Source organism: Pectobacterium nicotianae (assembly GCF_023272715.1).
GTDB lineage: Bacteria > Pseudomonadota > Gammaproteobacteria > Enterobacterales > Enterobacteriaceae > Pectobacterium > Pectobacterium brasiliense.
The window spans coordinates 31,275-56,918 of the sequence record NZ_CP096821.1 but is presented as its reverse complement, the minus strand read 5'-3'; the positions used below and the strand labels follow the sequence as shown (position 1 = coordinate 56,918).

Annotated in this window: 22 protein-coding genes; 8 read left to right on the top strand and 14 right to left on the bottom strand. The window is 51.6% G+C overall.

The genetic code is table 11. The features are described from left to right. Nucleotides 1-206: 206 nt before the first annotated feature. Nucleotides 207-1,814: a dipeptide ABC transporter periplasmic-binding protein DppA gene (dppA, locus tag MYB54_RS00250; RefSeq protein ID WP_039280150.1), complete on the bottom strand. Its 1,608-nt coding sequence runs from the start codon at nt 1,812-1,814 to the stop codon at nt 207-209. 910 nt (nt 1,815-2,724) lie between these two features. Between dppA and MYB54_RS00245 the strand changes: the two genes are divergently transcribed. Together MYB54_RS00245 and MYB54_RS00240 are read left to right on the top strand one after the other, a co-directional pair. Continuing rightward, nucleotides 2,725-3,408, top strand: coding sequence for a hypothetical protein (locus MYB54_RS00245; RefSeq protein ID WP_180789424.1), 684 nt, complete (start codon nt 2,725-2,727; stop codon nt 3,406-3,408). A 596-nt stretch (nt 3,409-4,004) separates the two neighbouring features. Then, nucleotides 4,005-5,348: a 2-hydroxycarboxylate transporter family protein gene (locus MYB54_RS00240; RefSeq protein ID WP_180789425.1), complete on the top strand. Its 1,344-nt coding sequence runs from the start codon at nt 4,005-4,007 to the stop codon at nt 5,346-5,348. Nucleotides 5,349-5,754: 406 nt separating this feature from the next. Here the strand turns inward: MYB54_RS00240 and MYB54_RS00235 are convergent, their stop codons facing one another. The 9 genes from MYB54_RS00235 to ibpA all read right to left on the bottom strand — a co-directional run bounded on the left by MYB54_RS00235 (nt 5,755) and on the right by ibpA (nt 15,566). Continuing rightward, nucleotides 5,755-6,648, bottom strand: coding sequence for a hypothetical protein (locus MYB54_RS00235; RefSeq protein WP_180789426.1), 894 nt, complete (start codon nt 6,646-6,648; stop codon nt 5,755-5,757). A 115-nt stretch (nt 6,649-6,763) separates the two neighbouring features. Beyond that, on the bottom strand, nt 6,764-7,030 hold the full coding sequence (locus MYB54_RS00230; protein WP_039511540.1) for a hypothetical protein: 267 nt from the start codon (nt 7,028-7,030) through the stop codon (nt 6,764-6,766). After that, on the bottom strand, nt 7,014-7,919 hold the full coding sequence (locus MYB54_RS00225) for a hypothetical protein (protein WP_180789427.1): 906 nt from the start codon (nt 7,917-7,919) through the stop codon (nt 7,014-7,016). The genes MYB54_RS00230 and MYB54_RS00225 overlap by 17 nt, the downstream gene beginning before the upstream one ends. Nucleotides 7,920-8,056: 137 nt before the next feature. Continuing rightward, nucleotides 8,057-8,779, bottom strand: a complete 723-nt coding sequence (gene dcuR / locus MYB54_RS00220; RefSeq protein ID WP_010281107.1) for a two-component system response regulator DcuR — start codon at nt 8,777-8,779, stop codon at nt 8,057-8,059. Further along, complete coding sequence (locus MYB54_RS00215; RefSeq protein ID WP_014917092.1) at nt 8,772-10,400, bottom strand: sensor histidine kinase; 1,629 nt, start codon at nt 10,398-10,400, stop codon at nt 8,772-8,774. The genes dcuR and MYB54_RS00215 overlap by 8 nt, the downstream gene beginning before the upstream one ends. A gap of 189 nt (nt 10,401-10,589) precedes the next feature. Beyond that, a complete protein-coding gene (locus tag MYB54_RS00210) occupies nt 10,590-12,002 on the bottom strand; it encodes an anion permease (protein ID WP_039276019.1) in 1,413 nt (470 codons plus the stop codon). Between the two features lie 572 nt (nt 12,003-12,574). Continuing rightward, nucleotides 12,575-14,233 (bottom strand): putative transporter, encoded by a 1,659-nt coding sequence (locus MYB54_RS00205; RefSeq protein ID WP_014917095.1) that lies wholly within the window; start codon nt 14,231-14,233, stop codon nt 12,575-12,577. Nucleotides 14,234-14,533: 300 nt separating this feature from the next. Beyond that, on the bottom strand, nt 14,534-14,986 hold the full coding sequence (gene ibpB, locus MYB54_RS00200) for a small heat shock chaperone IbpB (RefSeq protein ID WP_010281114.1): 453 nt from the start codon (nt 14,984-14,986) through the stop codon (nt 14,534-14,536). Nucleotides 14,987-15,152: 166 nt separating this feature from the next. Further along, nucleotides 15,153-15,566, bottom strand: a complete 414-nt coding sequence (gene ibpA, locus MYB54_RS00195) for a small heat shock chaperone IbpA (protein WP_014917097.1) — start codon at nt 15,564-15,566, stop codon at nt 15,153-15,155. Between the two features lie 267 nt (nt 15,567-15,833). Between ibpA and MYB54_RS00190 the strand changes: the two genes are divergently transcribed. After that, a complete protein-coding gene (locus MYB54_RS00190) occupies nt 15,834-16,190 on the top strand; it encodes a YceK/YidQ family lipoprotein (protein WP_014917098.1) in 357 nt (118 codons plus the stop codon). A gap of 35 nt (nt 16,191-16,225) precedes the next feature. Here the strand turns inward: MYB54_RS00190 and MYB54_RS00185 are convergent, their stop codons facing one another. After that, nucleotides 16,226-17,506 (bottom strand): YidR family protein, encoded by a 1,281-nt coding sequence (locus tag MYB54_RS00185; protein ID WP_180789428.1) that lies wholly within the window; start codon nt 17,504-17,506, stop codon nt 16,226-16,228. A gap of 236 nt (nt 17,507-17,742) precedes the next feature. On the opposite strand from MYB54_RS00185, the gene bhsA reads away from it, so the two are divergent. Further along, nucleotides 17,743-18,000 carry a multiple stress resistance protein BhsA gene (gene bhsA / locus MYB54_RS00180; protein ID WP_010281124.1) on the top strand — a complete coding sequence of 86 codons (258 nt, stop codon included), beginning with the start codon at nt 17,743-17,745 and terminating at the stop codon, nt 17,998-18,000. A 183-nt stretch (nt 18,001-18,183) separates the two neighbouring features. Here the strand turns inward: bhsA and gmuD are convergent, their stop codons facing one another. Genes gmuD through MYB54_RS00165 form a run of 3 tightly spaced genes read right to left on the bottom strand, consistent with a single transcriptional unit; the run spans nt 18,184 to nt 21,264 of the window. Next, nucleotides 18,184-19,596 (bottom strand): 6-phospho-beta-glucosidase GmuD, encoded by a 1,413-nt coding sequence (gmuD, locus tag MYB54_RS00175; protein ID WP_014917100.1) that lies wholly within the window; start codon nt 19,594-19,596, stop codon nt 18,184-18,186. A 25-nt stretch (nt 19,597-19,621) separates the two neighbouring features. Continuing rightward, a complete protein-coding gene (locus tag MYB54_RS00170; protein WP_014917101.1) occupies nt 19,622-20,944 on the bottom strand; it encodes a PTS cellobiose transporter subunit IIC in 1,323 nt (440 codons plus the stop codon). Further along, on the bottom strand, nt 20,941-21,264 hold the full coding sequence (locus MYB54_RS00165) for a PTS sugar transporter subunit IIB (protein WP_039320155.1): 324 nt from the start codon (nt 21,262-21,264) through the stop codon (nt 20,941-20,943). Before MYB54_RS00165 ends, MYB54_RS00170 begins: the two co-directional genes overlap by 4 nt. Nucleotides 21,265-21,667: 403 nt before the next feature. Between MYB54_RS00165 and MYB54_RS00155 the strand changes: the two genes are divergently transcribed. The 4 genes from MYB54_RS00155 to ssuB are packed head-to-tail and all read left to right on the top strand — an operon-like array spanning nt 21,668 to nt 25,494. Further along, a complete protein-coding gene (locus MYB54_RS00155; RefSeq protein WP_014917103.1) occupies nt 21,668-22,690 on the top strand; it encodes a sulfonate ABC transporter substrate-binding protein in 1,023 nt (340 codons plus the stop codon). 59 nt (nt 22,691-22,749) lie between these two features. Next, on the top strand, nt 22,750-23,892 hold the full coding sequence (gene ssuD / locus MYB54_RS00150; RefSeq protein ID WP_014917104.1) for an FMNH2-dependent alkanesulfonate monooxygenase: 1,143 nt from the start codon (nt 22,750-22,752) through the stop codon (nt 23,890-23,892). A gap of 10 nt (nt 23,893-23,902) precedes the next feature. Beyond that, nucleotides 23,903-24,697, top strand: a complete 795-nt coding sequence (gene ssuC / locus MYB54_RS00145; protein WP_010281140.1) for an aliphatic sulfonate ABC transporter permease SsuC — start codon at nt 23,903-23,905, stop codon at nt 24,695-24,697. Further along, nucleotides 24,694-25,494 carry an aliphatic sulfonates ABC transporter ATP-binding protein gene (gene ssuB, locus MYB54_RS00140; protein ID WP_014917105.1) on the top strand — a complete coding sequence of 267 codons (801 nt, stop codon included), beginning with the start codon at nt 24,694-24,696 and terminating at the stop codon, nt 25,492-25,494. Before ssuC ends, ssuB begins: the two co-directional genes overlap by 4 nt. Nucleotides 25,495-25,644: the final 150 nt, after the last annotated feature.

Below are 25,644 nucleotides of genomic sequence, written 5' to 3'. Positions count from 1 at the left end.
TTGGCTCATTGGCCATCAGGCTTATCATTGCTCACAGCTAAAAAATCGCCAGGTGCGATTTTAAACGTCGTGTGCGACGGCCCGCAGGATAGCGGGCAGGGAAGACAACCATAAATTTAACGGGCAAGAAACCCCGCCTCCACGGTTCCTCTAACGAGAAACCGCAAGGTCGGGGTTTGTAGTGTCCGTGAAATCTAGTGGCTGACTTAATCCAACGTCACGTTGTTGAAGCTATGCACGCCACGCGACTGAATCACATAACCTTTCACGTTGTTACGCACTGGCTCGTACACGGTGGAGTGCGCGACAATCAGCGCCGGAGCCTGATCGTGCATCACAACCTGAGCCTGCTTGTACAGCTCAATACGTTTTTCGTGATCGGAAATGGCACGCGCCGGTTGGATCAAATCTTCAAACGGCTTGTAACACCACTTAGAGTAGTTGGAGCCATTTTTGGCAGCCTCGCAGCTGAACAGGGTCGCGAAGAAGTTATCTGGATCCCCATTGTCGCCAGTCCAGCCCATCAGTACGGTCTGGTGCTCGCCGTCTTTCGCACGCTTCAGATACTCGCCCCACTCGTAGGTGACAATCTTGGCTTTCACGCCCACTTTCGCCCAGTCGGACTGAATCATCTCCGCCATACGACGGGCGTTCGGGTTGTACGGACGCTGTACTGGCATTGCCCACAGGTCGATAGAGAAACCGTCAGCCATACCCGCTTCTTTCAGCAGGGCTTTCGCTTTTTCAGGATCGTAGCTGTAGTCTTTAACGTCGTTGTTGTAGCCCCACATGGTCGGCGGGATCAGGTTAGTTGCGGCCTGACCGGCTCCCTGATAGACCGCTTCGATAATGGCAGACTTGTTCACCGCATAGTTCAAAGCCTGGCGAATCTTGACGTTATCCAGCGGTTTTTTCTCAACGTTGTAGGACAGATAGCCAACGTTCATGCCTGGCTTTTCCAGCAACGTGATGTTCTTATCTTCTTTCATCTTCGCGAGATCGGCCGGGTTTGGATACGGCATAATCTGGCATTCGTCTTTTTGCAGCTTGGCGTAACGTACAGACGCATCTGGCGTGATGGAGAAGACCAGACGGTCAATGCCCGGCTTGGTGCCCCAGAAGCCTTCAAAGGCTTTGTACAGAATACGGGAATCTTTCTGGTACTGCTGTAGCTGGAACGGGCCTGTACCGATTGGGTTCAGGTCAATCTTCTCTGGCGTACCGGCTTTCAGCATCTTATCCGCATATTCCGCTGACATGATGGAAGCAAAGTCCATCGCCAGGTTTGCCAGGAATGGCGCTTCAGGGCGGTTCAGCACAAAGCGGACGGTATAGTCGTCTACTTTTTCGATTTTGCTGACCAGTTCCGGCATACCCATACCCTGATAGTATTCATAGCTGCCGCCAGATACTTTGTGGTACGGATGGTTGGCATCCTGCTGACGCATGAAGGAGAAAATCACGTCATCGGCATTGAATTCACGAGAAGGTTTGAAATCCTTGCTGTCTTGCCATTTCACGCCTTTGCGCAGATGGAAAGTATAGGTTTTGCCGTCTTCGCTGATATCCCATTTTTCAGCCAGACCCGGACCGGTGTCCGTGGTACCGTCTTTAAATTCCACCAGGCGGTTATAAATAGGAATAGAGCTGGCATCAAACGTTGTACCGGAGGTAAACAGCTGTGGGTTAAAACCTTCCGGGGAGCCTTCTGAGCAGTACACCAGCGTCTTTGCCTGAACGCCTGCAGCGACGGACAGGGCGAGCAAGCCAAGGCCGAACTTCAACACCCTTGATTTAACTAGGGATTTTTCCATTACTTGTGCTCCATTGTGGATGATGTTGTGTGCTATACCCGCCATACTCCAAGCTGCATACGCGTTAATTCTGTCGTTAAACGCACAGTGGTTAACAGCGCTGATATTCCGTCCTGCATCTCGAAATCAATTGGGTATGGTTGGCCAGACCTGTATTTTTACGAACTGTGGTCTGTACCCTGTCGCCCGAAGGCAAAATTAAAATAATGAGGAAGAGGAAAGGGGTTACCAAAACCGATGGCCGCCACGCTGTTGGATATAGTCATAATAACTACAACGTATACCTTGACGCGCCACAACCCGCTCACGGATGCTGGATGAAGACGTAGAATCATTCAGACAAGCCGCTGCTTTCCTCCTTATATCCCTATGACGCCCTCAATTTCTCAACAGATGGCGGTGACGTCAATATAAGCAGTAAGGATTTACAAAATTTCCTTACATTTTCTTAAAAGATAAAATACAAGCTCATCACCTTACCAAAGGTGGATGTTTTGCCTTTTTCTGAAAAAACAGCGATAAAAACCGATAGCTTGCGGACATAAAGAAATTATCACCATTAAAAAAACTATAGTCATCTGGTCTTACATGTCCAAGATTTGAGCACTATTTTTTGTTAAAAACGTTAACAGCAGGTGAAAATCCTGACGGATAATAAGAAATTCTGATATTTACCACGGCACCATAAGTAGGCAAATGACTATCTACGCTACATAAAAAAACTTATCTCTGCCCTTTTAACTGACCACAACCCCCCCCCCCCTTATTCCGCCAGATTTTCCATCCCATTTTTCGCCAATATCGCTTTCACTTTTTGATGCTGCGTATCCAATTAGATCGGGATAGAATTAATCCATGCCGCAACAATTATTGTTGTATCGGTTGTATTGCTGACAAGGAAAATAGCTCGATGAAAGGAATGGTGAGCGTTGTGTTGTTATGTACTTCATTTCCCTGTTTTGCAGGCTGGGGTTATGAGATGACGATGTGCCGTAATGGCGGGTTTCCTGATTATCCAGACCAATACTCTGCCGCCAAAATCACGGCAGCGCATGGCGATAAAGTCCACTTTTACGATGATGATGTAAGGGATGGATGCCCGGATAATAAGGCGGTTTGCCAGAGTAAAATCAGCCTGAAAGCAGGTGACAGCGTGCTGGTGGCGCAGGAAAAAAACGGGTGGTCCTGCGTGTGGCATTTTGGCAAAAAATCCGAATTCGTCGGCTGGATGCAATCGATTTATCTTGAAAAACAGCCCATCAAAACGGCAGGCATCAACGCCTGGCTCGGTTCATGGCATCAGTATAGTGATAGCATAAAAATTACCCGCGGCAAAAACGGCACGCTTCATCTAAAAGGTAAGGCGACCTGGAATGGTGGAGTATCAAGTTATGGTGAACGAATTGTCCATTACGGAAACATTTCTGCCTCGGCGATACCAAACGGCAATAGGCTCCAATGGGGTGATTCGCTTGAGGAGTTTGAATGCAAGGGCGTGATGCAGCTGATTAACGGCAATTTGATCGTGGAAGATAATGGTAATTGTGGCGGAATGAATGTCCGTTTTAACGGCATTTATCGTTTGAAAAGGTAATATGTCAGCCAGAGACCCTGCCCTCTCGGGTTATCCCCGTGGCAGGGTATCTACTGGCAGAAAATGATATTGCTCAATAATTAATTGGCTATTTTAGTTAAATAAATATTTTCACTAAAATGAAAACACGCTATTTACTTATTCTCATAAGGTGGTATTTTTCACTCAGTTAGTTACCTCTCCTTCTGTTTTAACCCTTCACATTCCCTCGATAAATTACTTTAATTACAAAAAAACAATATAAGTTATTTAAAATAGAGTTGCTGATAAGTTCACAAATACGTAATTAACGTATTATTTTTAACATTCCCTCATGCTAGATTACCCTCCAACAGGGTTCATTGTTAAATAACATCAACCATTCCTTATCTTTTTGTTACTAACTGATAAAAAACAAAAAAACGTATTTTTCTGCTTTTTGATAATAAACATCCCGCCGCCATTGGCATTAGCAAGGCTCGATGTCCACACCGATATCGGCAAGCAAAAATCCAATAAGATGCGTCGACAACGATGCGTTACCAATATCCTCAACGATATTAAACGGCAGGTATGTCATTTCTTTCTGTACCAACTGTCCTAGCAGGGTGAATATAATGAAAAAAATTGAAACTGATATTTTATGTGAGAACGATCTCGCTCTGGAAACACAAGAATCGTTTATCGGGGGATTTTTAAAAAAGAAAATCGGCTCCGTTCCCGTTGCGCTTTTTATGGCGATTGCCGCCATTGTCGCTATCGCGGCCTACGAAGGATATTTGCCTAAAAATATGATTGGCGGTTTCGCCGTCATCATGACGATGGGTTTTTTACTGGCACACATTGGCAGCAACATTCCCGTGTTCAAAGATATCGGTGGCCCGGCCATTCTGTGCCTGATGGTGCCATCCGTTATGGTGTATTTTGAGTTGTTCAACGACAACACCATGAAAACCGTCCACCTGCTGATGAAAGAGGCGAACTTCCTGTATTTCGTCATCGCCTGTCTGGTGGTCGGCAGTATTCTGGGTATGAACCGCAAGATCCTGATTCAGGGGATGGTGCGCATGTTCGTTCCTCTGGTCATCGGCACCGCAACCGCACTGGCAACCGGTTTACTGGTTGGTAAACTGTGCGGCTATAGCTTCTATCACACCTTCTTCTTCATTATCGTGCCAATCATCGGTGGCGGTATTGGTGAAGGCATCCTGCCATTATCTCTCGCCTACTCTGCCATTCTGGGACAAACCCCAGATGTGTATGTGGCTCAGTTAGCGCCTGCTGCCGTCGTCGGCAACATCTTCGCAATTCTGTGTGCCGGCGTGCTGTCTCGTCTGGGGATGCGCCGCAAGGATCTGAACGGCGAGGGCCGTCTGGTTCGCAGCGATGAAGACAACGCGATGTTTGCCGTCAATGAAGCACCAAAACCGGTTGATTTTCATCTGATGGGCGGCGGACTGTTGATGATTTGCGCCTTCTTCATCGTCGGTGGCCTGTTTGAGAAACTGGTACACATCCCAGGCCCCGTGCTGATGATTCTGATCGCCGTGTTCTGTAAATACGGACGCGTGATTCCAGCGATTATGGAAACTGGTGCGCACAGCGTTTACAAGTTCGTATCCAGTTCTCTGGTGTGGCCGCTGATGATCGGGCTGGGCATGCTGTATATCCCGCTGGAAAGCGTCGTCGCAGTATTCTCTGTGGGTTATGTCATCGTCTGTGGTTCTGTGGTGCTGTCCATGGCGCTGGTGAGCTTCCTGATTGCACCTTACCTGAACATGTACCCGATTGAGGCTTCTATCGTAACCACGTGCCACAGCGGGCTGGGCGGTACGGGTGACGTAGCGATTCTGTCTGCTTCTAACCGTATGTCTCTGATGCCGTTCGCACAGATCGCTACCCGTATCGGCGGCGCATCTACCGTCATCGCCGCAACGCTGTTGCTGGGCTGGGTTGCTTAATCTTAGTATCACGGTTTCCCTCAATCAGGGGGAAACCTTATTCTGAATGAGAAAAACCATTTAAGCCCGTATACACAGCGCTCCAGCTATGCCGTTATCTGTGTCACAGGTTCAGAACCGCGCTCCGCTACCCCATCAACCGCGTTCTTATCTAACCTTCTTGAAAATGATTAGAATCAGAGTCATGCAGATGGGGAAACCAATTAATACGGCCGAATACATGGAATCCATAGATTCCCGCATATCAGCTAATATCGCAAAATGGTATTCAACTGGCACTGTTTTATCAGATAAAAAAACCATTCTTTCCTTATCTTGAACATGTCCAAAAGAAAAAAGAGCAATGCTTATCAAATAGAAAAAAGAGACAAAGCAAATACTGAACCATCGAATAAAAGTCTTGCACTTACTTGTTAACATCATGCATCCCTTCTAATAATCCACCGACAGAACCACCAGAATAAGGTGAAATTTTACCTATACCAGAAACAACCTCGGACACGACTCTTAAAGTGGTATCTTCACTTATCGGTGTGTAGTTATCAGTATTCGGGTACTGCTTTCTAAACTCCCTCGTCATATCAACAACAAGCATCGATGACTCACCGCTTTTTCTTTCTAAATACCGCTGTAGCGATACCGGTACGGCAAAATCTTCTTCGTAATTAATCCGTATCTGGGCGTGAGTGGTATATCCTCCCTCAAATATCTGTGAGCCCGCTATCTTCACGCCTTTTGTTGCATGGGTTGTACAGTTCACGCCTGTCACATCATATTGATCGACTGTACGACCGTTTCTTTTAGTGCTTTCTCCCATCTTGATTGTTTCTTTCACTTTGCCCCCTGAACGCCATAGCTTTTCAAAGTACAATCGAGCAATCGCAGGATTCGCATCTGTAATGAGAAAAACCTTAGCTTCTGTTTGGTACAGCTCTTCTCGGTAATATGTTCTGGCATCTTCAAACTGCAAAAAATTTAAGATGCCATCACCGACAGCCCCGGCAACACCAGACCGCCTACCAAAGCGACCATAAGTGAAAACAGAAGCACTATTACCCTCATGCACAGAGACAAAGGCGTGACCTGTACCCTTAGTTTCGGTCCAGATAAACACACCGTTTTCTAATGGGTTATTTTCTTTTTTGCATTCTTGGATCTGATTAATCCATTCCCCTTTTGAGGGCATGAGATAAATTGGGTCATCCCTGAAGTAATTTATTGGGTCAGGCTTAATATTTTCCCGTGGGTTACGCCACAGCCCTAATCCGCGGCCATACTGCATAAATTTATCGTGTTCCACTAAACCAACTCCATTTGGTTTCATCGTCACTGAATTGTGATAGCACAAGGCGGGATAGCTCCCGCCTTGTTATCTCATTCCACACATGGCATTCAGTTCCGTTTGCTGACCACAACTATCTAACCTTCTTGAAAATGATGAGAATCAGAGCCACGCACACAGGAAAACCAATTAAAGCAACTTCAAGGACATTATCTGTGGCCTTATAAATATTTTCTATAACGGCCTCATGATATTCGATAGTAACCACCTTACCCAGTAGCATGTCCCCTTTATCATCTAACGGAAAAATAGCAAGAAAGAGCCACAGATAATATACGAAGGTTACTAATGCTATTCCTCCCCAGCGCATAACCGTCTTACATTCACTTGTTAACATCATGCATACCTTCTAATAATCCCCCGACAGTACCACCAGAATAAGGCGACACCTTGCCAACACCAGAAGCTATCTCAGCAGCAGCTCGAAAAGCTTTCATTCTTATTGTTGATTCATCTAGAGGGTTAAACCCATTAATATTCGGGTACTGCTTTCTAAACTCACTCGTCATATCAACAACAAGCATCGATGACTCAGCGCTTTTTCGTTCTAAATACCGCTGTAGCGATACCGGCACGGCAAAATCTTCTTCGTAATCAATTCGCATCTGAGATTGAGTGGTATATCCCCCCTCAAATATCTGTGATCCCGCAATCTTCACGCCTTTTGTTGTATGGGTTGTACAGTTAACCCCTGTCACATCATATTGATCAACTGTGTGGCCATCTCGTTTGGTATCATCCCCCATGTCTGGCGTCTCTTTAGCTTTGCTTCCTGAATGCCACAGCCTTTCAAAGTACATTCTTGCAATCGTAGGATCTGCATCTGTAATGATAAATGCCTTCGCCTCCATCTTGTACAGCTCTTCTCGGTAATATCTTCTGGCATCTTCAAACCGCAAAAAGTTTAAGATGCCATCACCGACAGTCCCGCCAGCACCAGACCGTCTACCGAATCGACCATAAGTGAAAACAGAAGCACTATTACCCTCGTGAATGGAAACAAAGGCGTGACCTGTCCCCTTAATTTCGGTCCAGATAAATACACCGTTCTCTAATGGGTTATTTTCTTTTTTGCATTCTTGGATCTGATTAATCCATTCCCCTTTTGGGGGCGTGAGATAAATCGGGTCATCCCTGAAGTAATTTATTGGGTCAGGCTTAATATTTTCCCGTGGGTTACGCCACAGCCCTAACCCGCGGCCATACTGCATAAATTTATCGTGTTCCACTAAACCAACTCCATTTGGTTTCATCGTCACTGAATTGTGATAGCACGAGGCGGGATCGCTCCCGCCTCGTCTCTGTTTACCTTATTCAGCGCGATTTATTTACCGCTTTTTATTCACAGCCTTTTATTCACAACTTTTTATTCACAGTATTGGCGCAGCGAGTCCTGTTTTTCTGGCAGCAGGCGATACAGATACACCGGTCGGCCAGTTGAGCCGTACAGGATATTGGTGGTCAGGATGCCAGTGTCAGACAGATAGATCAGATATTTACGGCAGGAGACGCGGGAGATACCAATCGCATTCGCCAGCATCTCGGTAGAGAACTCGATGCCCTGATTACCTTCAATCCACTCGCAGACGGTACGCAGCGTCAGGCTGGTCAGCCCTTTCGGCAATTTCTTACGTTCGCTAACTGTGCTACTGCTGGTACGACGAATCAGGTTATCAATATCCGACTGCCCAACAAAATCGCGGTGCTTGAACAAATTCGCCTCTTCGCGATAGGCGGTCAGAGCCTGTTCGAAACGCGAGAACTGGAAAGGCTTAATCAGATAGTCCACCACACCGTAATGCAGCGCTTTCTTGATGGTGTACACATCGCTGGCAGACGAGATGATGATGACGTCCGTCTTTTCGCTGAATTCACGGATAGTCGGCAGCAGATCCAGTCCATTATCCTGCTGCATATAAATATCCAGCAATACCAAATCGATTTCCGAGTCAGGTTGCATCAGCAGGTTGCGCGCCTGCTGCAATGTGGGGACGGTCGCATAGCAGCTAAATCCAGAAACCTGGTTCAGATAAGATTTGTTAAGCTCTGCAACCATGGCATCGTCATCAACAATCAGTACATTAATCATGGTCAAACAGCCTTGCTTGATAAGGAATAGTAACGAAAAACTGGGTGTACACCTCAGGTTCTGATTCAAACTCGATAGTGCCGCCAATCTTCTCCAGACTCTGCTTGGTCAGGTACAGGCCGATACCGCGCCCGCTGCCTTTGGTAGAGAATCCCTGTTCATAAATGCGCGCCTGACTCTCCGGTGAAATACCGGGGCCATCATCCCCCACGGTGCAGTGAAGGCGGTCGTTCTGATGATGGAAGCTCACGCTGATTTCGCAATTTTCCTGCCGATCAATCGCGTCCATCGCATTCTCAATCAGATTACCCAATACGGTAATCAATTCATTGGTGGCATCGACATCATCAGTATCCGGCAGCAGGCTCTCCTCACTGATGGAGAGCGTAATGCCAAGATCGCGCGCGCGGTTGATTTTACCCAACAGGAAGCCGGCAATCACTGGCGATTTCACTTTACGAATAATCGAACCAATTTCCGCCTGATAATTATTGGCGGTCTTCAGGATATAATCTTCCAGCTGCGAGTAATATTTTAAGTGCAGCATCCCCAGGATCACGTGCAGCTTGTTCATAAACTCGTGCGACTGCGCACGCAACGCATCCGCATAGTAGGACATCCCGCTCAACCGTTGCAGCAGTTGGCTGATCTCCGTTTTATCACGGAATGTCGCAATTGCGCCGATAATGTCGCCCTTCACAAAAACCGGAACGGTGTTAGTCAGCAGCAGGTGGCCGTTAAAGTTAATCTCTTCATCACGCCGCGGCGTACCGCTCTCCAGCACCTGTTTCAGGTGCAGATGTTCAAGCCACTGGTCGCTGACGCGTTCAGCAGGCTTCGGAGCCGGCGTTTCACTGCCCTGCGGCTTATTCTGCCGGAAAAGCCGTCGCGCCTCATCATTGATGACCGTAATCCGGCCATGCTGATCGACCGCGATAACGCCTTCTTTGATGTGCTTGAGCATCGCGTTACGCTGTTCAAACAGGTTTGAGATCTCAAACGGCTCGAATCCCAGCATAATGCGCTTGAGCACCTTCACCAAAATCAGCGTGCCCAGCCAGCCGACCAGCGCCCCCGCCAATAGCGTCCAGGGAATCATCCAGCGGTTATCGCTGATCACCTTCTGCACGCTGGTTAAGGCAATCCCCAACGCGACAACGCCAACCTGCTTATGGTTGCTGTCGAAAACCGGCGTAAAGACCCGCAGCGCGGGATCGAGCGTTCCCCGGTTGATGGCGGTATTTTCCATACCCAACAGCGCCGGGTAGATGTCCCGACCGGCAAAATGCTCACCGATTCTTTCCGGTTCAGGGTGGCTATGGCGCACCGTGTCCATATCTGTGACCGTGACAAAGAGCAGTTGATTACGCAGTCGGATCGTCTCCGCCGCCGCCTGCACTTCCTCAGGCCGACCAATCCCTTTAAGTTCATCAATCACCACGGGAGAGGCGGCAAATGTGCGAGCAATGGCAAAGGCTTTTTCTCGCAGATGATCTTCTGAAAGCTGATTAATGCGAAAAAACAGCAAGGAATAGACCACCAGCAACACCGCCCCAAGCACAACCGACACCATCAGAAACACCGATGTTCCCAGCTTTAGCGGTGCCTTTTTCTTGCCCATGTCACTCTCCGAAACCACCATCATCACACCGTTATCTTATACTGTTTCGTCGCGTTTCGCGTGCCGTGATGCATACGCCCCGTCACAAGAACAGGGCGTAGGCTTGAAGAAAGGAAATCAGGCTTAACGTTGCGGTACATTTTTTGTGTCAGGAATGTTTCGCATCTGGAAAGCCAGCAGTACCTGCGTTTACCAGAAACCGAGCAGTTTCCACCACATTCCGCCAACACCCAGCCAGATAGGGATGATGACCAGACTGACCAGGAAACCTATCTTCCACCAGGTTCCCAGCGGCACGTAGCCGGTGCCGAACAAAATCGGTGCTGGGCCACTGGAGTAGTGGGTTGTGGACATAAACAGGTTACTGAAGATACCGAATACCAGTACGGTCAGCATCGGCGGCGCACCGGCTGCCAGCGCGATAGAGACAAAAATCGCATACATGGCGCTGATATGGGCAATCGCGCTCGCCATCAGGTAGTGGCTGTAGTAGTACACCAGCAGCAGCAGACCCAGCATTGGCAGCCAGTGCATCCCACTCACCGCATTACCGGCCAATCCACCCAGCCAGGCAATCAGCCCCATCTTGTTGAGCTGGCCAGCCAACGTCATCAGTACGGCAAACCACACCACGGTGTGCCAGGCTTCTTTCTCGCTGACGACATCATCCCAGGTCAGCGCACGGCTGAGCAACAGCACGCTCAGGCCCGCCAGCGCGGTCAGGGTTGCATCGATATTCAGCGTAGAACCCAGCACCCAGAAGGTCACCAGACCCAGGAACACGCCCAGCACCACCCATTCGTCGCGGGTCATTTTGCCCATTTCACGCAGTCTTTCGACGGCAATCGCACGCATTTCTGAGGTTTTCTTCAGTTCAGGCGGATAGAAACGGTAGATCAGGTAAGGAATCAGCGCCAAAGACAGGAAGCCCGGCAGCAGTGTCGCCAACGCCCAATCCGTCCAACTGATGTGAATACCAAACTGAGAAGCCAGCTTCGCCACCATCGGGTTACCCGCCATGGAGGTCATGAACATCGCGGAAGTCACGGCGTTACACTGGAAAATGGACTGCACCAGAAACGCACCAATGCGACGCTGCGTGCCTTTTTCCGGCGTGGAGTCATAGGCTTCGGCAATTGACCGGAACAGCGGAGTGATGATCCCGCCGCAGCGTGCAGACGTGGAAGGCATGGCCGGAGCGAACATCAGGTCGGTAAACACCAGACCATACGCCAGACCGAGTGAGCTATTCCCCAGCTTGCTGATGAACAGCAGACCAATGCGTCGGCCAAAGCCGGTTTTGATAAAGCCGCGAGAGATAAAGAAGGCGCAGGCGATCATCCAAATGGTGGGATCGCTAAAGCCCGTCAGCACATCTTTAATGGGTAATAACCCTAATATGGCGACCGAGGTCAGGCTGAACATCGCCATCGCACCAAGCGGGTAAGGAGAAAGAATCAGACCGACAACGGTGGCAATGAAAATCGCCATCAGATGCCAGGCATCGGGTTTAACCCCGTCAGGAACCGGCAATAACCATAAGCCACCGGCAATACAAAGGATAACTAGAAGCTTTATCAACCTGCTGTTATTCGCAGACATAAGAACACCACTCTTCATTAAAACGGATTCTGTATTCCCCGTCATACTTCGAGTCACACTCAAATTATTCAGGAGATATTCACGACGGATGTCCCGTGCGGAGGAGTGGGTATTTCGTTATTCTTCCTTCGTCACCCTGCTGAAAACAACGCAACAGGAATCATCTGCGGAAAAAAAAGACGAGAAAACAAGGGTTCAGGGTGCTTCTCTCGTCTTATCAAATCAAGTGATTAATGAAGAGATAGTATTATAATGCACCTATAAAATAGCGTAACTTTAGTTACTAAAGTGGTTCATTAATTTATTTAAGAAACCATCGTGGTTTTAATTTCCTGATAAAAAACCCTTAAAATTCAATAATAATTGACATTTAAAGAACATAAAATTAACGAAGTTAACGACAACGCAATGATAAAAAAACCTTATATCTAACAGTGGTAATATAATTCTTTTCCAGACAGTCAGTTATCCATTCCTTATTTATTCACTCAGGTATTCCTCTATTAAAAAATAAAGAAATAAATCGCCATTATTCGGCGAGAAAATATTATTTTTTATCCAGCTGATAACATTTAGAGGGTAAGAAAAAGTACGGCTAACAGCTGCGGTGACATAATGCGCAGAAACATCGCCAGCGGATAAACCGTCGCATAAGACAGCGCCGCCGCACCGCTGGTCGGGTGTAGCCCATTGGCAAACGCTAGCGCAGGCGGATCGGTCATGGAGCCCGCCAACATGCCGCACAGCGTCAGGTAGTTCATCTTACCCAACGTCCGCGCCAGTACGCCGACAAGCAGCAGCGGCACAATCGTAATCAACGCGCCATAGCCAATCCACCACACCCCATCGCCGTTCAATAACGTATCGACGAAGTCGCCGCCAGATTTCAGCCCTACGACCGATAAGAACAGCACAATGCCGAGTTCGCGCAGCGCCAGATTCGCACTGGGCGGCATAAACCAGTGAAGTTTACCGATCCCGCCGATGCGCCCCAGCACCAACGCCACCACCAGTGGCCCACCCGCCAGACCAAGCCGCAGCGCGACGGGAAAGCCGGGAATCATCAGCGGTACCGAACCCAGCAGTACGCCCAGCCCGATGCCGATAAAGACGGGCAGCATCTGTACCTGCTGGAGTTTTTGCTGCGCGTTTCCCACGATATCCGCGACGGCATCGATCGCCGCTTTTCGCCCGACCAGATTCAGAATGTCGCCAAATTGCAGGCTAGCCTGATTGCTGGCAACCAGCTCGACGCCCGCACGGTTCAGGCGCGAAATCACGACATCGTAGTTTTGCTTCAGATTGAGCTCGCGAATCTTGCGTCCCAATACCTTCTCATTCGTCACCACCACGCGCTCAACGTGCAGATCCGTGCCACGCGTTGAGAGCGATGCCTCCACTTCATTACCGATGACCAGACGCGCCTGCTCCAGATCGTTTTTCGCCCCAACCAGATGCAGATAATCGCCCAGTTGGATAAGCGTCTGCGGCGACGGCACCATCAGTTCATCACCGCGTTTCAGGCGGGAGCAGACGATGGTGTCGCGGTTCAGAATCGGCACAGCCTGAATCGCCAACCCTTGCAGATTGCTATTCGTCACCGACACATTCATGGTGTGCAGTTGCTCATGATGCAGACCGTTGCTGACTTCAAACTGCTTAGCCTCGTTCTCCACCGCGACACGGAACAGAACGCGCATCAGCCACATCACCAGCAAAATGCCGCAGATCCCCAGCGGATAGGCCATGGCGTAGCCCGTCCCCATCTGGTTCACCAATGCGGAACTCGACCCGAGATCGGTCAGAATCTGCTGACCCGCACCCAGCGACGGTGTGTTGGTTACCGCACCGGAAAAAATACCGAGAATAATAGGCAGAGGAATATTGAGCAGTTTATGTAGCAGGACGGTCACCACGCAGCCGAGGAATACCGTCAGCAGCGCAAACGCATTGAGGCGCAGGCCAGATACCCGCAGAGAGGAAAAGAAACCCGGCCCGACCTGAATGCCAATGGTATAGACAAACAGGATCAGCCCGAACTCCTGGATGACGTGCAACATGTCATCATTCAATTGAATCTGGTACTGATGGGCAACATGCCCGACGATGATCCCACCGAACAGGACCCCGCCAATCCCTAAACCGACGCCATAAATCCGCCAGTTGCCGATCCATAACCCCAGAACCGCAACCAGCGCCAGCATACTCACGGTAAGTGCGATATCACTCATACCCGTATCCTTTGCGGACGTTTTTATTGGGAAATGCCACTGACGCTATACTCTATACCCCAAATAATTCGAGTTGCAGGAAGGCGGCAAGAGAAGGAATCCCGATGAGCTTACTCAGGTAAGTGATTCGGGTGAGTGAACGCAGCCAACGCACCTGCAGCTTGAAGTATTACGAGTATATGATGAGTATATTTTGATTCTGGCAGAGTGCTGGAAAAGGAAACGTGGCGGGCAACACAAAACCGCGCCCGTAATGATACGGGCGCGGGAAATCATCAAACAAATAATGCGGATATCGCGTTATGAGGCATCTTCAGCAGGCTGCTGGTTCAATGCCGGACGGTCACTATTGATGGCGATACGCTGAGGCTGCAAGGCTTCTGGCACGTCACGTACCAGATCGATATGCAGCAGGCCATTTTCAAAATGGGCATCGGACACATGCAGATGTTCGGCCAGCGTAAAGCTCAGCGTGAAAGGCTTAAACACCAGCCCCTGATGCAGATATTCCACGGCTTTCTGGGACGGTGCCGGGCTGCCTTTTACTGTCAGGCGCGGGCCTTCTACTTCGATATCCAGATCGCTCTGCCGGAACCCTGCCAGCGCGAGCGTGATGCGATAGTGGTTGTCGTCTTTCTTCTCGATATTATACGGAGGAAAATCAATCGGTTCCTGACCGCCCTGCATTGAGCTGGCTAATTTGTCAAAACCGATCCACTGACGCAGTAAAGGTGATAAATCGTAGTTACGCATAATATGACTCCTTCTAAGAAGCGAGATTAATGGTGCCCATACGGGCATACCCTATACCAGCCACAGTTCTATAGCTGGCGTCGTCCCCATTCGGCAGACGAAGCGTTCATTCACCGCACTGCCGTTTCAGGCAATGCGCGATTCGTGCAAATAACGTGATGTTGGTTTACTTGATTTCAATCCGACGCGGCTTCATCGCTTCCGGCACGATACGTTCGAGATCGACGTACAGCAGCCCGTTTTCCAGATTGGCGCCTTTTACCTGAATATGTTCGGCCAGCTGGAATTTACGCTCGAAGTTGCGCTCGGCAATCCCCTGGTACAGGTAGTTACGAGCAACCTGTTCACCAGCGTGGGCACCTTTTACAATCAATACGTTGTCGTGCGCGGTGATGTCCAGTTCCTGCTCCGCGAAGCCAGCTACGGCAATCGCAATGCGGTATTGGTTCTCGTCAACCAGTTCGACGTTGTAGGGAGGATAGCCGCCGTTACTCTGGGTCTGCCCAGTTTCTAAGAGATTAAACAGGCGATCAAAACCAATAGCGGAACGGTACAGTGGGGAAAAATCGGGGTTACGCATAAAACAGCCTCCTAAACATGCAGCGAGGATTTATTTTTTACCTTCCCTAGGGACAGGCTCACAGCCGGGACAGATACCCTAACGGCGTATCGTTTTCTTTCGGCTTATTATCAATATGGTGACCCCCCTCAGACTTTCAAGAGGCAAAAAGGAAAAATCACTGGGTTTCATGCAATATTCACTCACACTGCGGGCGTTATCACATACACTCAAGATAGGCAGGCTCTGGAACCCACTCTGGCAGCAGGTTCTTAATGGACAGATAATATGACCTTACTGAAAAGTGCGTTGTTCTCTTTCATCATCACCGGCAGCGGCGCGGTGGCAACCAGCGGTTGCTCCAGCGTGATGACGCATACCGGAGGCGATCAGGGATACTATTCCGGCACGCGCGCCGGTGTGGATATGCTGCGCGACGACGACACCAGTTGGGCGATGATGCCGCTGGTCGCTATCGACCTGCCGTTCTCGGCAGTAGCCGACACCCTACTGCTGCCCTACGACTACTATCGTGCAGGCAGCGATAAGAACAAACTGTCGACGCGCGAACGTATTTCACACAGCGAAGAGCAAAACCAGACCGCCAGCTCACAGCTTGCCACTATGCCTCATAATCAGCTTTGATAGCCCTGCACTCACCTTGAATCAGCGCGTGCAGGTTATGCCGTCGCCACAACAAAAAGCTGATTAAAGCCGTCAATCTCTCGCATATACGCAATGTGTTTCCCATCAGGGGAAAAGACCACGGCATCCGCACTCGGTGCGCTGTCCGTCCGCGCCGTTAGCCGAACAAGCTCACCGCTTTTCGCCTCACACAGCATGATGCTGTTGTCAGACACAAACGCCAGAGAACGTCCATCCGGGTGCCAGTTAAAGGCCGACTGTACGCCATGTTCCGTGCGCGTTACCTGCCTTGGTTCACCGCCGTTCGGGGAAAGCGTCCACAGCTGCACCACGCCTGCCTCATCCCGCATCAGGAAAGCAATCTCACTGCCGTCGGGCGAGGCTCGCAGCCAGTGGCGCGGCTGGTTCACCAGACCAGGATAACGACGCGAGTGCGTAAACGTTAAACGCCGCTGCTGCACGCCCGCTGGCGGCGCAGGCATTGAGGTTGACGTCCCCGCCAGTGGCGCATCACCCGCTTTGGCGTACTCTTCCAGCGCATCCGGTAAGTCGACAATAAAAATCTCAGGCACCGTTGCCCCATCCGCCGCACGCGTATCGCCGATAAACGCCAGCGCCCAGCGCTGCCGCGAACCATCCTGTCTGATATAACCCGCCGCTCCTACCCAACCTTCTTCATAGGCGCGATTGATCTCATCGCTGCCGGGCTGCGGCTGCGGCGTCGTTCTGCTAACCAACACACAATAGTGGCTACCGTCATATTCACGCGGATGATGTTTTTCAACGGTGACGGCCTGTAGCGGCACGGCTACGCCCACGTTGCGCAAGTTCAATGCCGGATCGCGCTCATGCAGCACATGGTCGTTATAGGTAAAACTCAGGCGGCTGGCATCCGGGCTGAAGACATGGACATGCGTACCGCCGCGCAGCGCACCGGCCTGATAAGGCGGCGTAATGGAGAAAGCATCGAGCGTGATGGCCTCATCGCGCTGGCGATCCGCCACTATCGTTCCACGGCGATGGTGAAAATCATACTGCCACTCGCCATCTGGGTTTTCTGGCCCGTGGATAAAGACATAGCGCAGCGGTTCCTGCGGGCTACAGGTCACCACGCCCACGTGCGCCCCCGCCGTCGCCCGATAAATCACCTCGGTTTCCCGGCTTTTCAGGTGTATGCGCTCAATAGTCAGCCCTGTGAATGAAGATCCATAGGGTCTTATGTCATAAACCAGCCAATTCCCATCACATGACCAGCAATTAATATTGGTAAGTTGATGACCAGCAGCATTAAACGTTAGTTGAACCTCAACAGACAAGACATCACCCCACTTATTCAATATCAGTCAATTTTTTGTAAATAAATTTCAGTTTTATGTATAACTTATTGTTTTTAATTTAAAAAAAACAAACAACATCGATATATGTTGTTCAAAAAAATAGAAAAACTACCTCAATAACATCCGTTTTTTAATTTATTAGCATCGGCGTAACATTCTTCATATCGAAAGGGCAGCCCCCTTTCACCTATCAAATCAGAAAAGGATAAGACACCATGAAAAACGTAAAAACCATCGCCGCTGCTGTTGTTCTCGCTACCATGACTTTCGGTGCTTCTGCTGCTGAATACGTATCTCCTGCACAGGCTCAAAATCTGGAAAAAGCGGGCGTCGTTACCGCTACCGCTCAAGACCTCAGCTCACTACAGGCTCAGCTCGCGGCGAAAGCAGAAAAAGCAGGCGCTAAAGCTTATACCATCACGTCTGCGACCGGTAACGATCAGCTGCGTGGCTCTGCGGTAATCTTCAACTAATTGTTGTTTACCCTGAGTTTTTATCCCAGTTAGCCATCCTGTAAGCATCACGTATTACCCTCTTTCCGGCTTGCCTCCTCATCAGGGCAAGCCGGTTTTTTTATTTATGCGAAAGGGGTTCGTGGGAAAGCAGGAAAGGCAATGAATTCGGTGTGGCAGAGTGCCACACCGACGTGGATAGACTTACGACGTTGAACCTTGAAAGCCATTCTCGGCCGCTGTCGCCGCGAACCATTCCCCGCTTTTCTTCACCGTGCGTTTTTGCGTCTCCAAGTCCAGCTGCACAAAACCATAGCGATTTTTGTAGGCATTCGACCACGACCAGTTATCGATAAACGTCCACATATGGTAGCCGAGGCAGTTGCTACCTTCCGCGATCCCTTTGTGTACATACTTCAGGTGTTCACGGACAAAATCGATGCGGTAATCATCCTGAATCTGGCCGTTAGCGTCGAAACGCTGTTCGTTCTCGACACCCATGCCGTTTTCCGAAATAAAGCAGCGCGGATTGCCATAATTCACCCGCAGGTTGGTCAGAATGTCATAGATGCCCGGTTCGTAAATTTCCCAGCCGCGATAGGGATTCATTTTTCTCCCTGGCATCTCATAGCTGGAGAAGAACCACTCGGGCATAAACGGGCTATCAGGGTTAACCAGACTGTCGCGACACTGAATACGGCGCGGCTGGTAGTAGTTAATCCCCAGCAGATCGACAATCCCATCAGCCAGCAGCGCACGATCGTCAGGCTGGCAATGCGGCAGTTGACCGTATCGATGCAGCAGATCGACCAGTTCCTGCGGATATTCGCCCCTCAATGCGGGATCGAGGAAGCTGCGGTTAAACATCAAATCGGCGATGTTGGCGGCTTTAACATCGGCCGGATGCTGAGAGCGCGGGTAGGAAGGCGTCAGATTGAGGATAATGCCAATTTCCCCGTCCTGAAACTGCGCGCGATACGCCCTTACCGCCAGCGAATGCGCCAGCATCGTATGGTACGCCACCGTCGCAGCACGCTTGAAATCCACCACGTTCGGGTAGTGGAAATCATACAGATACCCACCTTCCACCGGCACCACCGGCTCATTGAACGTAAACCAGTGTTTTACCCTGTCGCCAAACAGGCGGAAGCAGGTCGCCGCATAGCCCGCATAGGCCACCACCACCGCCCGATTTTCCCAGCCGCCCAGCCGCTGCATCACCATCGGCATATCAAAATGGAACAGGTTGATAAACGGCGTGATGCCCTGCGCCAGCATTTCATCAATAATCTGATTATAAAACGCGACTGCCTGCGGATTCGGTTCACCGACGCCATCGGGAATCAGCCGCGCCCACGAGATCGACGTGCGGAACGTGTTGTGATTCAGCGTCTTCAGCAGCGCGATATCTTCACGCCAGTGCTGATAAAACGTGGAGGTATCCGCTGGCCCAACCTGCTGGTGAAAACGGCCGGGCTGCGTGGCAAACCATTCGTCCCACACGGTGGCGCTTTTACCATAGTTGAGGCTTTCGCCTTCCGTTTGCGGTGCCGAACTGGCGCTACCCCACCAAAAATTCGCGGGAAAGCGAAAATCGTTCTGAAGATGATCGTGCATACGTTCCTCTCTGCTTCACTCGTGTTTATGCGCTGGCGCTGGCTTCGCCCGCGGCCTGCTGTTGTTTCTCCTGCTCCTGTTTAAGCAGCGTGCGCTCATAGACTTTCAGGAACGGGTAATACATCGCGGCCGACATCACCATGCAGAGCAGACACATGATCACCGGGCTGAACGCCCAGTTCGCCGCCCATGATGCCCCAATCGGCGCAGGCGTCGTCCATGGCGTCAGGGAAACCACCTGCGCGATCCAACCGAGCTTCGTCGCCGTATAGGCAATGACGGCATTAACCATCGGTACGAATATAAACGGCAGGAACAGCAGCGGATTCATGATGATAGGCGCGCCAAACAGAATCGGTTCATTGATGTTGAAGAAGCTCGGCACGACGCCCATGCGGCCAATGGTGCGCAGGTGAATCGCGCGGCTACGCAGTAACAAAAAGGCCAGCGGCAACGTGGAACCGACCCCACCGATCAGCAGATAGTGATCCCAGAATCCCTGCAAATAAATATGCGGCAGCGGCGCACCGGCCGACAGTGCAGCCTGGTTCAGCGCCAGATTGGTCATCCAGAACGGGTTCATAATCCCGGTGACGATCAGCGCGCCGTGAATCCCGGCAAACCACAGAATCTGGCAAATAAATACCGAAATCAGAATCGCAGGCAGCGAATCCGACGCCGAAATCAGCGGCGCCAACAGGTGCATGATGGCTTCCGGGATAATCATGCCGGTCGCAGATTGGATGAACAGGTTAAACGGATGCAACGTCGCGACGATGACCAGCACGGGGATGAGAATTTCAAACGAACGCGCCACACCGGTCGGTACCTCTTTCGGCAGGCGAATCGTGATGTTGCGTTTCTTCAGCCAGGCATACACTTCACCCGCATAAATCGCGGTCAGAATCGCGGTGAAAATTCCCTCCCCAGAGAAGTACTGGGTGGAAATTTGCTTATCCTGATAAGGCGCAGCCACCAGCAAGAATGCCATCAGCGCCAGCAGACCGGTCATGATCGGATCCAGTTTGTAGTGCTTGCCAAGGCTGGCCCCAATCCCCACCGAGATAAAGAAGGTCATGACCCCCATACTGAGGTAGTACGGCAGCATCAACTGTTCACGGTAGGCAACGGAGAAATCGAGCCACGCGCGGGCAAATCCCAGCGTAGTATCCGGTGCAAACGGCGGGAAGATGAACACCAGCATAAATGAACCGATGATCATAAAAGGCAGCGCGGCGATAAACCCATCACGAATCGCGATGATGTGGCGCTGTTGTCCCACCACACCAGCCAGCGGGGTAATTTTTTGCTCGATGATATTAACCATCGACTGATAGAGGCCACTCATAGCGGTTGTCCTGATTTTTCGATCAGTGAAAAGGCAAAATCCAGCACGTTGTCACCGCGCTGCATACCGTAATCCATCATGTCTATCGCTGCCACGGGCACGCCTTTTCCCTCGGCTTTCTCCTGAAAGGACGCCAGCATATATTTCACCTGTGGCCCCAGCAGCACAACGTCATATTTCCCGACCTGCTCATCAAATTCATGAGCGGCGTAGGCGGCAATCTCGACGTCCAGACTACGTGCGCTGGCCGCCTCCTTCATCTTTCTCATCAAAAGGCTGGTAGACATCCCAGCGGAACAACAAAGCATGATCCTTTTCATTTTCAATACCCCGTCGTACGTACGTTACGAATAAAAAAACGTCATCAATAAAAGCATCGTGAATAAACACGTCCATTGGAAACACCATCATGGAAACACAACGGAAACCGTTTTCCATGAAAAAAAGCAATATATGAGAATAGGTTCACGAAATGATAGACATTGCGGGAAACAATGTGAGGCAGGTCATGGAAAACGTGTTTCAGACGTGAAGGACGGGTAAAAATCACTATTGCCGCGCTTATTACGCTAAGTGTGCTGATTTCAGGCATTTTCTACTTTTGACTATAAAAACGACAAATTGAGATTTAAAAAGCCCGTCCTCCCCCTGCTATGTTTATCACCTGATGTTGCATTTTCTCGCTGTATTTTAATTTTTAGTTATAAGGGAGGGGGCATAAGCATGTCATTGATGATGAAAAAATCGGTCACGGAAGGACGTGGAGAAAACGCGCCATTGTGGAGCAACCTGACAGCGCGGCTACGCCGGCTCCCCGCTATTCTGGCCGCCAGCGCCCTGCTGCTCGTATCCGCCGCCGATGCACAGGACAGCGTGCCAACGCAGCTGCGCGTCGGCTATCAGAAAGGTTCGGTCAGTCTGGTGCTGGCAAAATCGCACCAGCTGCTGGAAAAACAGTTCCCCAACACCAAAATCAGCTGGGTTGAATTCCCCGCCGGCCCGCAGATGCTGGAAGCGCTCAATGTGGGCAGCATCGATCTGGGCGGCACCGGTGATATCCCCCCTATTTTTGCGCAGGCCGCTGGTGCTGACCTGCTGTATGTCGGCGTCGAACCGCCGAAGCCTCAGGCCGAAGTGATTTTGGTGCGGGAAGACAGCCCGGTGAAAACCGTTGCTGACTTAAAAGGCCGCAAAGTCGCCTTCCAGAAAGGCTCCAGCGCACACAACACGTTACTGAGGGCGCTGCAACGCGACGGGCTGAAATTCACCGATATCAAACCGACCTACCTGACCCCGGCTGACGCCCGCGCGGCCTTCCAGCAAGGCAACGTCGATGCATGGGCAATCTGGGATCCCTACTATTCCGCCGCGCTGCTGGAAGGCGGCGTTCGCGTGCTGATCGACAGCAGCGGGCTGGAGAAAACCGGCTCCTTCTATCTGGCTGGCCGCCCTTACGCCGAGGCGCACGGCACCTTTATTCGTCAGGTTCTGGACGTGCTAACCAAAGCGGATGCCTTAACGATCAGCGACCGGGCGCAAAGCGTCACGCTGCTGGCAAACGCGGTAGGGCTGCCGGAAAAAGTGATTGAAACGGCGCTCGACCATCGTCCACCGACTACCGTCGAACCGCTGGATGCCGCCACGATCAAGGCCCAGCAATCTACGGCCGACCTGTTTTATGAAAATCGTCTGGTGCCAGTGAAGGTCAATATCGCAGAGCGCGTCTGGCGTCCTCAGGCGAACTAATTTGCCTGCCACATACCCTTTTGTTTACCCCAAACAAGACTGTTCAAGGAGTTCACACCATGAGTCTTAACGTATTCTGGTTTCTGCCCACCCACGGAGACGGTCGCTATCTTGGTAGCACCGAGGGCGCACGTCATGTTGACCACAGCTATCTGCAACAGGTGGCGCAAGCCGCCGAGCGGCAAGGATTTGGCGGCGTGCTGCTGCCGACAGGCCGCTCCTGCGAGGATTCCTGGCTGGTTGCAGCATCGCTCATTCCGGTGACGCAGCGGCTGAAGTTTCTCGTCGCCCTACGCCCCGGCGTGATTTCCCCTACCATCGCCGCACGTCAGGCTGCCACGCTGGACAGGCTGTCCAACGGACGCGCGCTGTTCAATCTGGTGACCGGCGGTGACCCGGAAGAACTGGCCGCCGAAGGGCTGTTCCTCAGCCACGAAGAGCGCTACGAAGCCTCGGCGGAATTCACCCACATCTGGCGCAGGCTGCTGGAAGGCGAAACCGTCGATTTCGCAGGGAAACACATTCAGGTCAAAGACGCCAAACTGCTTTACCCGCCCGTGCAGCAGCCGCGTCCACCGCTCTATTTTGGCGGCTCTTCCGAAGCGGCACAGAATCTGGCGGCAGAACAGGTCGATCTCTACCTGACGTGGGGCGAACCGCCTGAGCAGGTTAAAGAAAAGCTGGCGGAAGTCCGCACCAAAGCGGCGGCACAGGGGCGTGAGGTTCGCTTCGGTATTCGCCTGCACGTCATCGTGCGGGAAACCACCGAAGAAGCCTGGCAGGCCGCCGATCGGCTGATTTCTCATCTGGATGAAAAAACCATCGCCGATGCGCAGGCGGCGCTGGCGCGTTTCGATTCCGTCGGTCAGCAGCGCATGGCCGCCCTGCACGGTGGTAAAAAGGACAAGCTGGAGATTAGCCCAAATCTGTGGGCTGGTATCGGTCTGGTACGCGGCGGCGCAGGCACAGCGCTGGTTGGCGATGGCCCGACGGTGGCCGAGCGCATTCAGGAATACGCGGATCTCGGCATTGATACCTTTATTCTGTCCGGCTATCCGCATCTGGAAGAGGCGTATCGCGTGGGTGAACTGCTGTTCCCGCACCTCGATCTGGCGCAGCAACCTACGCCGCTGCATACGGTGAACACTGCGGGAGAGTTGATTGCTAACCGCTATGTGCCGCGTAAAGTCTCGCAAAGCTGAGGAATCGATCATGGCAAGAACGCTCTCTTCACTGGCACAGCGCTTTGCACCTTTCCTGCTCCCCGTAACGCTGCTGGTTGCGTGGCAGGTATCCGTCGAGTTCGGTTGGCTATCCAACCGGATTCTGCCTGCGCCCAGTTCGGTGATTACCGCAGGCTGGTCGCTCATCTCTAGCGGCGAACTGTGGCAGCATCTGGCGATCAGCGGTTGGCGCGCTCTGATCGGGTTTGCTATCGGCGGCAGCATCGGATTGGTGCTTGGCTTTATCACCGGGCTGTCACGCTGGGGCGAGCGTCTGCTGGACAGTTCCGTGCAGATGATCCGCAACGTTCCGCATCTGGCGCTGATCCCGCTGGTCATTCTATGGTTCGGCATTGATGAAGCAGCGAAGATCTTTCTGGTGGCGCTGGGCACGCTGTTCCCGGTTTATCTCAACACTTACCACGGCATTAAAAACATCGATCGCGGCCTGCTGGAAATGGCACGCAGCTACGGGCTGTCCGGCCTGAGCCTGTTTTCTCAGGTGGTGCTGCCCGGCGCGCTGCCGTCCATCATGGTCGGCATCCGCTTTGCGCTGGGCTTTATGTGGCTGACGCTGATCGTCGCGGAAACTATCTCTGCCAACTCCGGCATCGGCTACCTCGCCATGAACGCCCGTGAGTTCCTGCAAACGGACGTAGTCGTGGTCGCCATCATTCTTTACGCGTTGCTCGGCAAACTGGCCGATGTCAGCGCTCAGGGGCTGGAGCGCATTTGGCTGCGCTGGAATCCGGCTTATCAAACCTCATCGGGGGACGCATCATGACCGCTTTTACCGATTCTGCAACGCACGCACATTCACCGTCGCCGCTCACCAAGGGGACGCCGCTGGCGCTGGATGCTATCACCAAGCACTACGGCCACCGCACCGTACTGAATGATGTGCAACTGCGCATTCCGTCCGGGCAATTTGTTGCCATCGTCGGTCGCAGCGGCTGCGGTAAAAGCACCCTGCTGCGCCTGCTCGCGGGTTTGGAAGCGGCCAGCAGCGGCGAACTGCTAACCGGCACCGCGCCGCTCAGCAGCGCGAAAGACGACACACGACTGATGTTTCAGGAAGCACGGCTGCTACCGTGGAAAAAGGTGATCGATAATGTCGGGCTGGGACTGCGCGGCAACTGGCGTGAAAAAGCGCAGGAGGCGCTGTCCTCCGTCGGGCTGGCAGATCGCGCGAATGACTGGCCAGCCGCGCTGTCCGGTGGTCAGAAACAGCGCGTCGCGCTGGCACGCGCGCTCATTCACCATCCGCGTCTGCTACTGCTGGATGAACCGCTGGGGGCGCTGGATGCCTTGACCCGCATCGAGATGCAAAGCCTGATCGAAAATCTGTGGCTCCAACACGGGTTCACCGTACTGCTGGTGACGCACGATGTCTCCGAAGCTATTGCGCTGGCCGACCGGGTTATTCTGATCGAAGAAGGCCGCGTAGGACTGGACATCACGGTTGATTTGCCACGCCCACGACGTCGTGGATCGGCAAAACTGGCAGAACTGGAAGCCCGCGTGCTGGAACGTGTGCTGGCACCGACTTCACCGCCGTTGCCTCAGCAGGCAGCAATATAGCCTTCATTCTGGCGATCGAGACTGTGCATCTTATCGCCAGATTTAACATCAAAAATATTGACAGATATTCTCAAAACACTCCGTTTTCCCTTCTGCCTGCATCGGCGTAATATCCTCTTCATCGAAAGGAAATGACCTTTCACTCCAAAC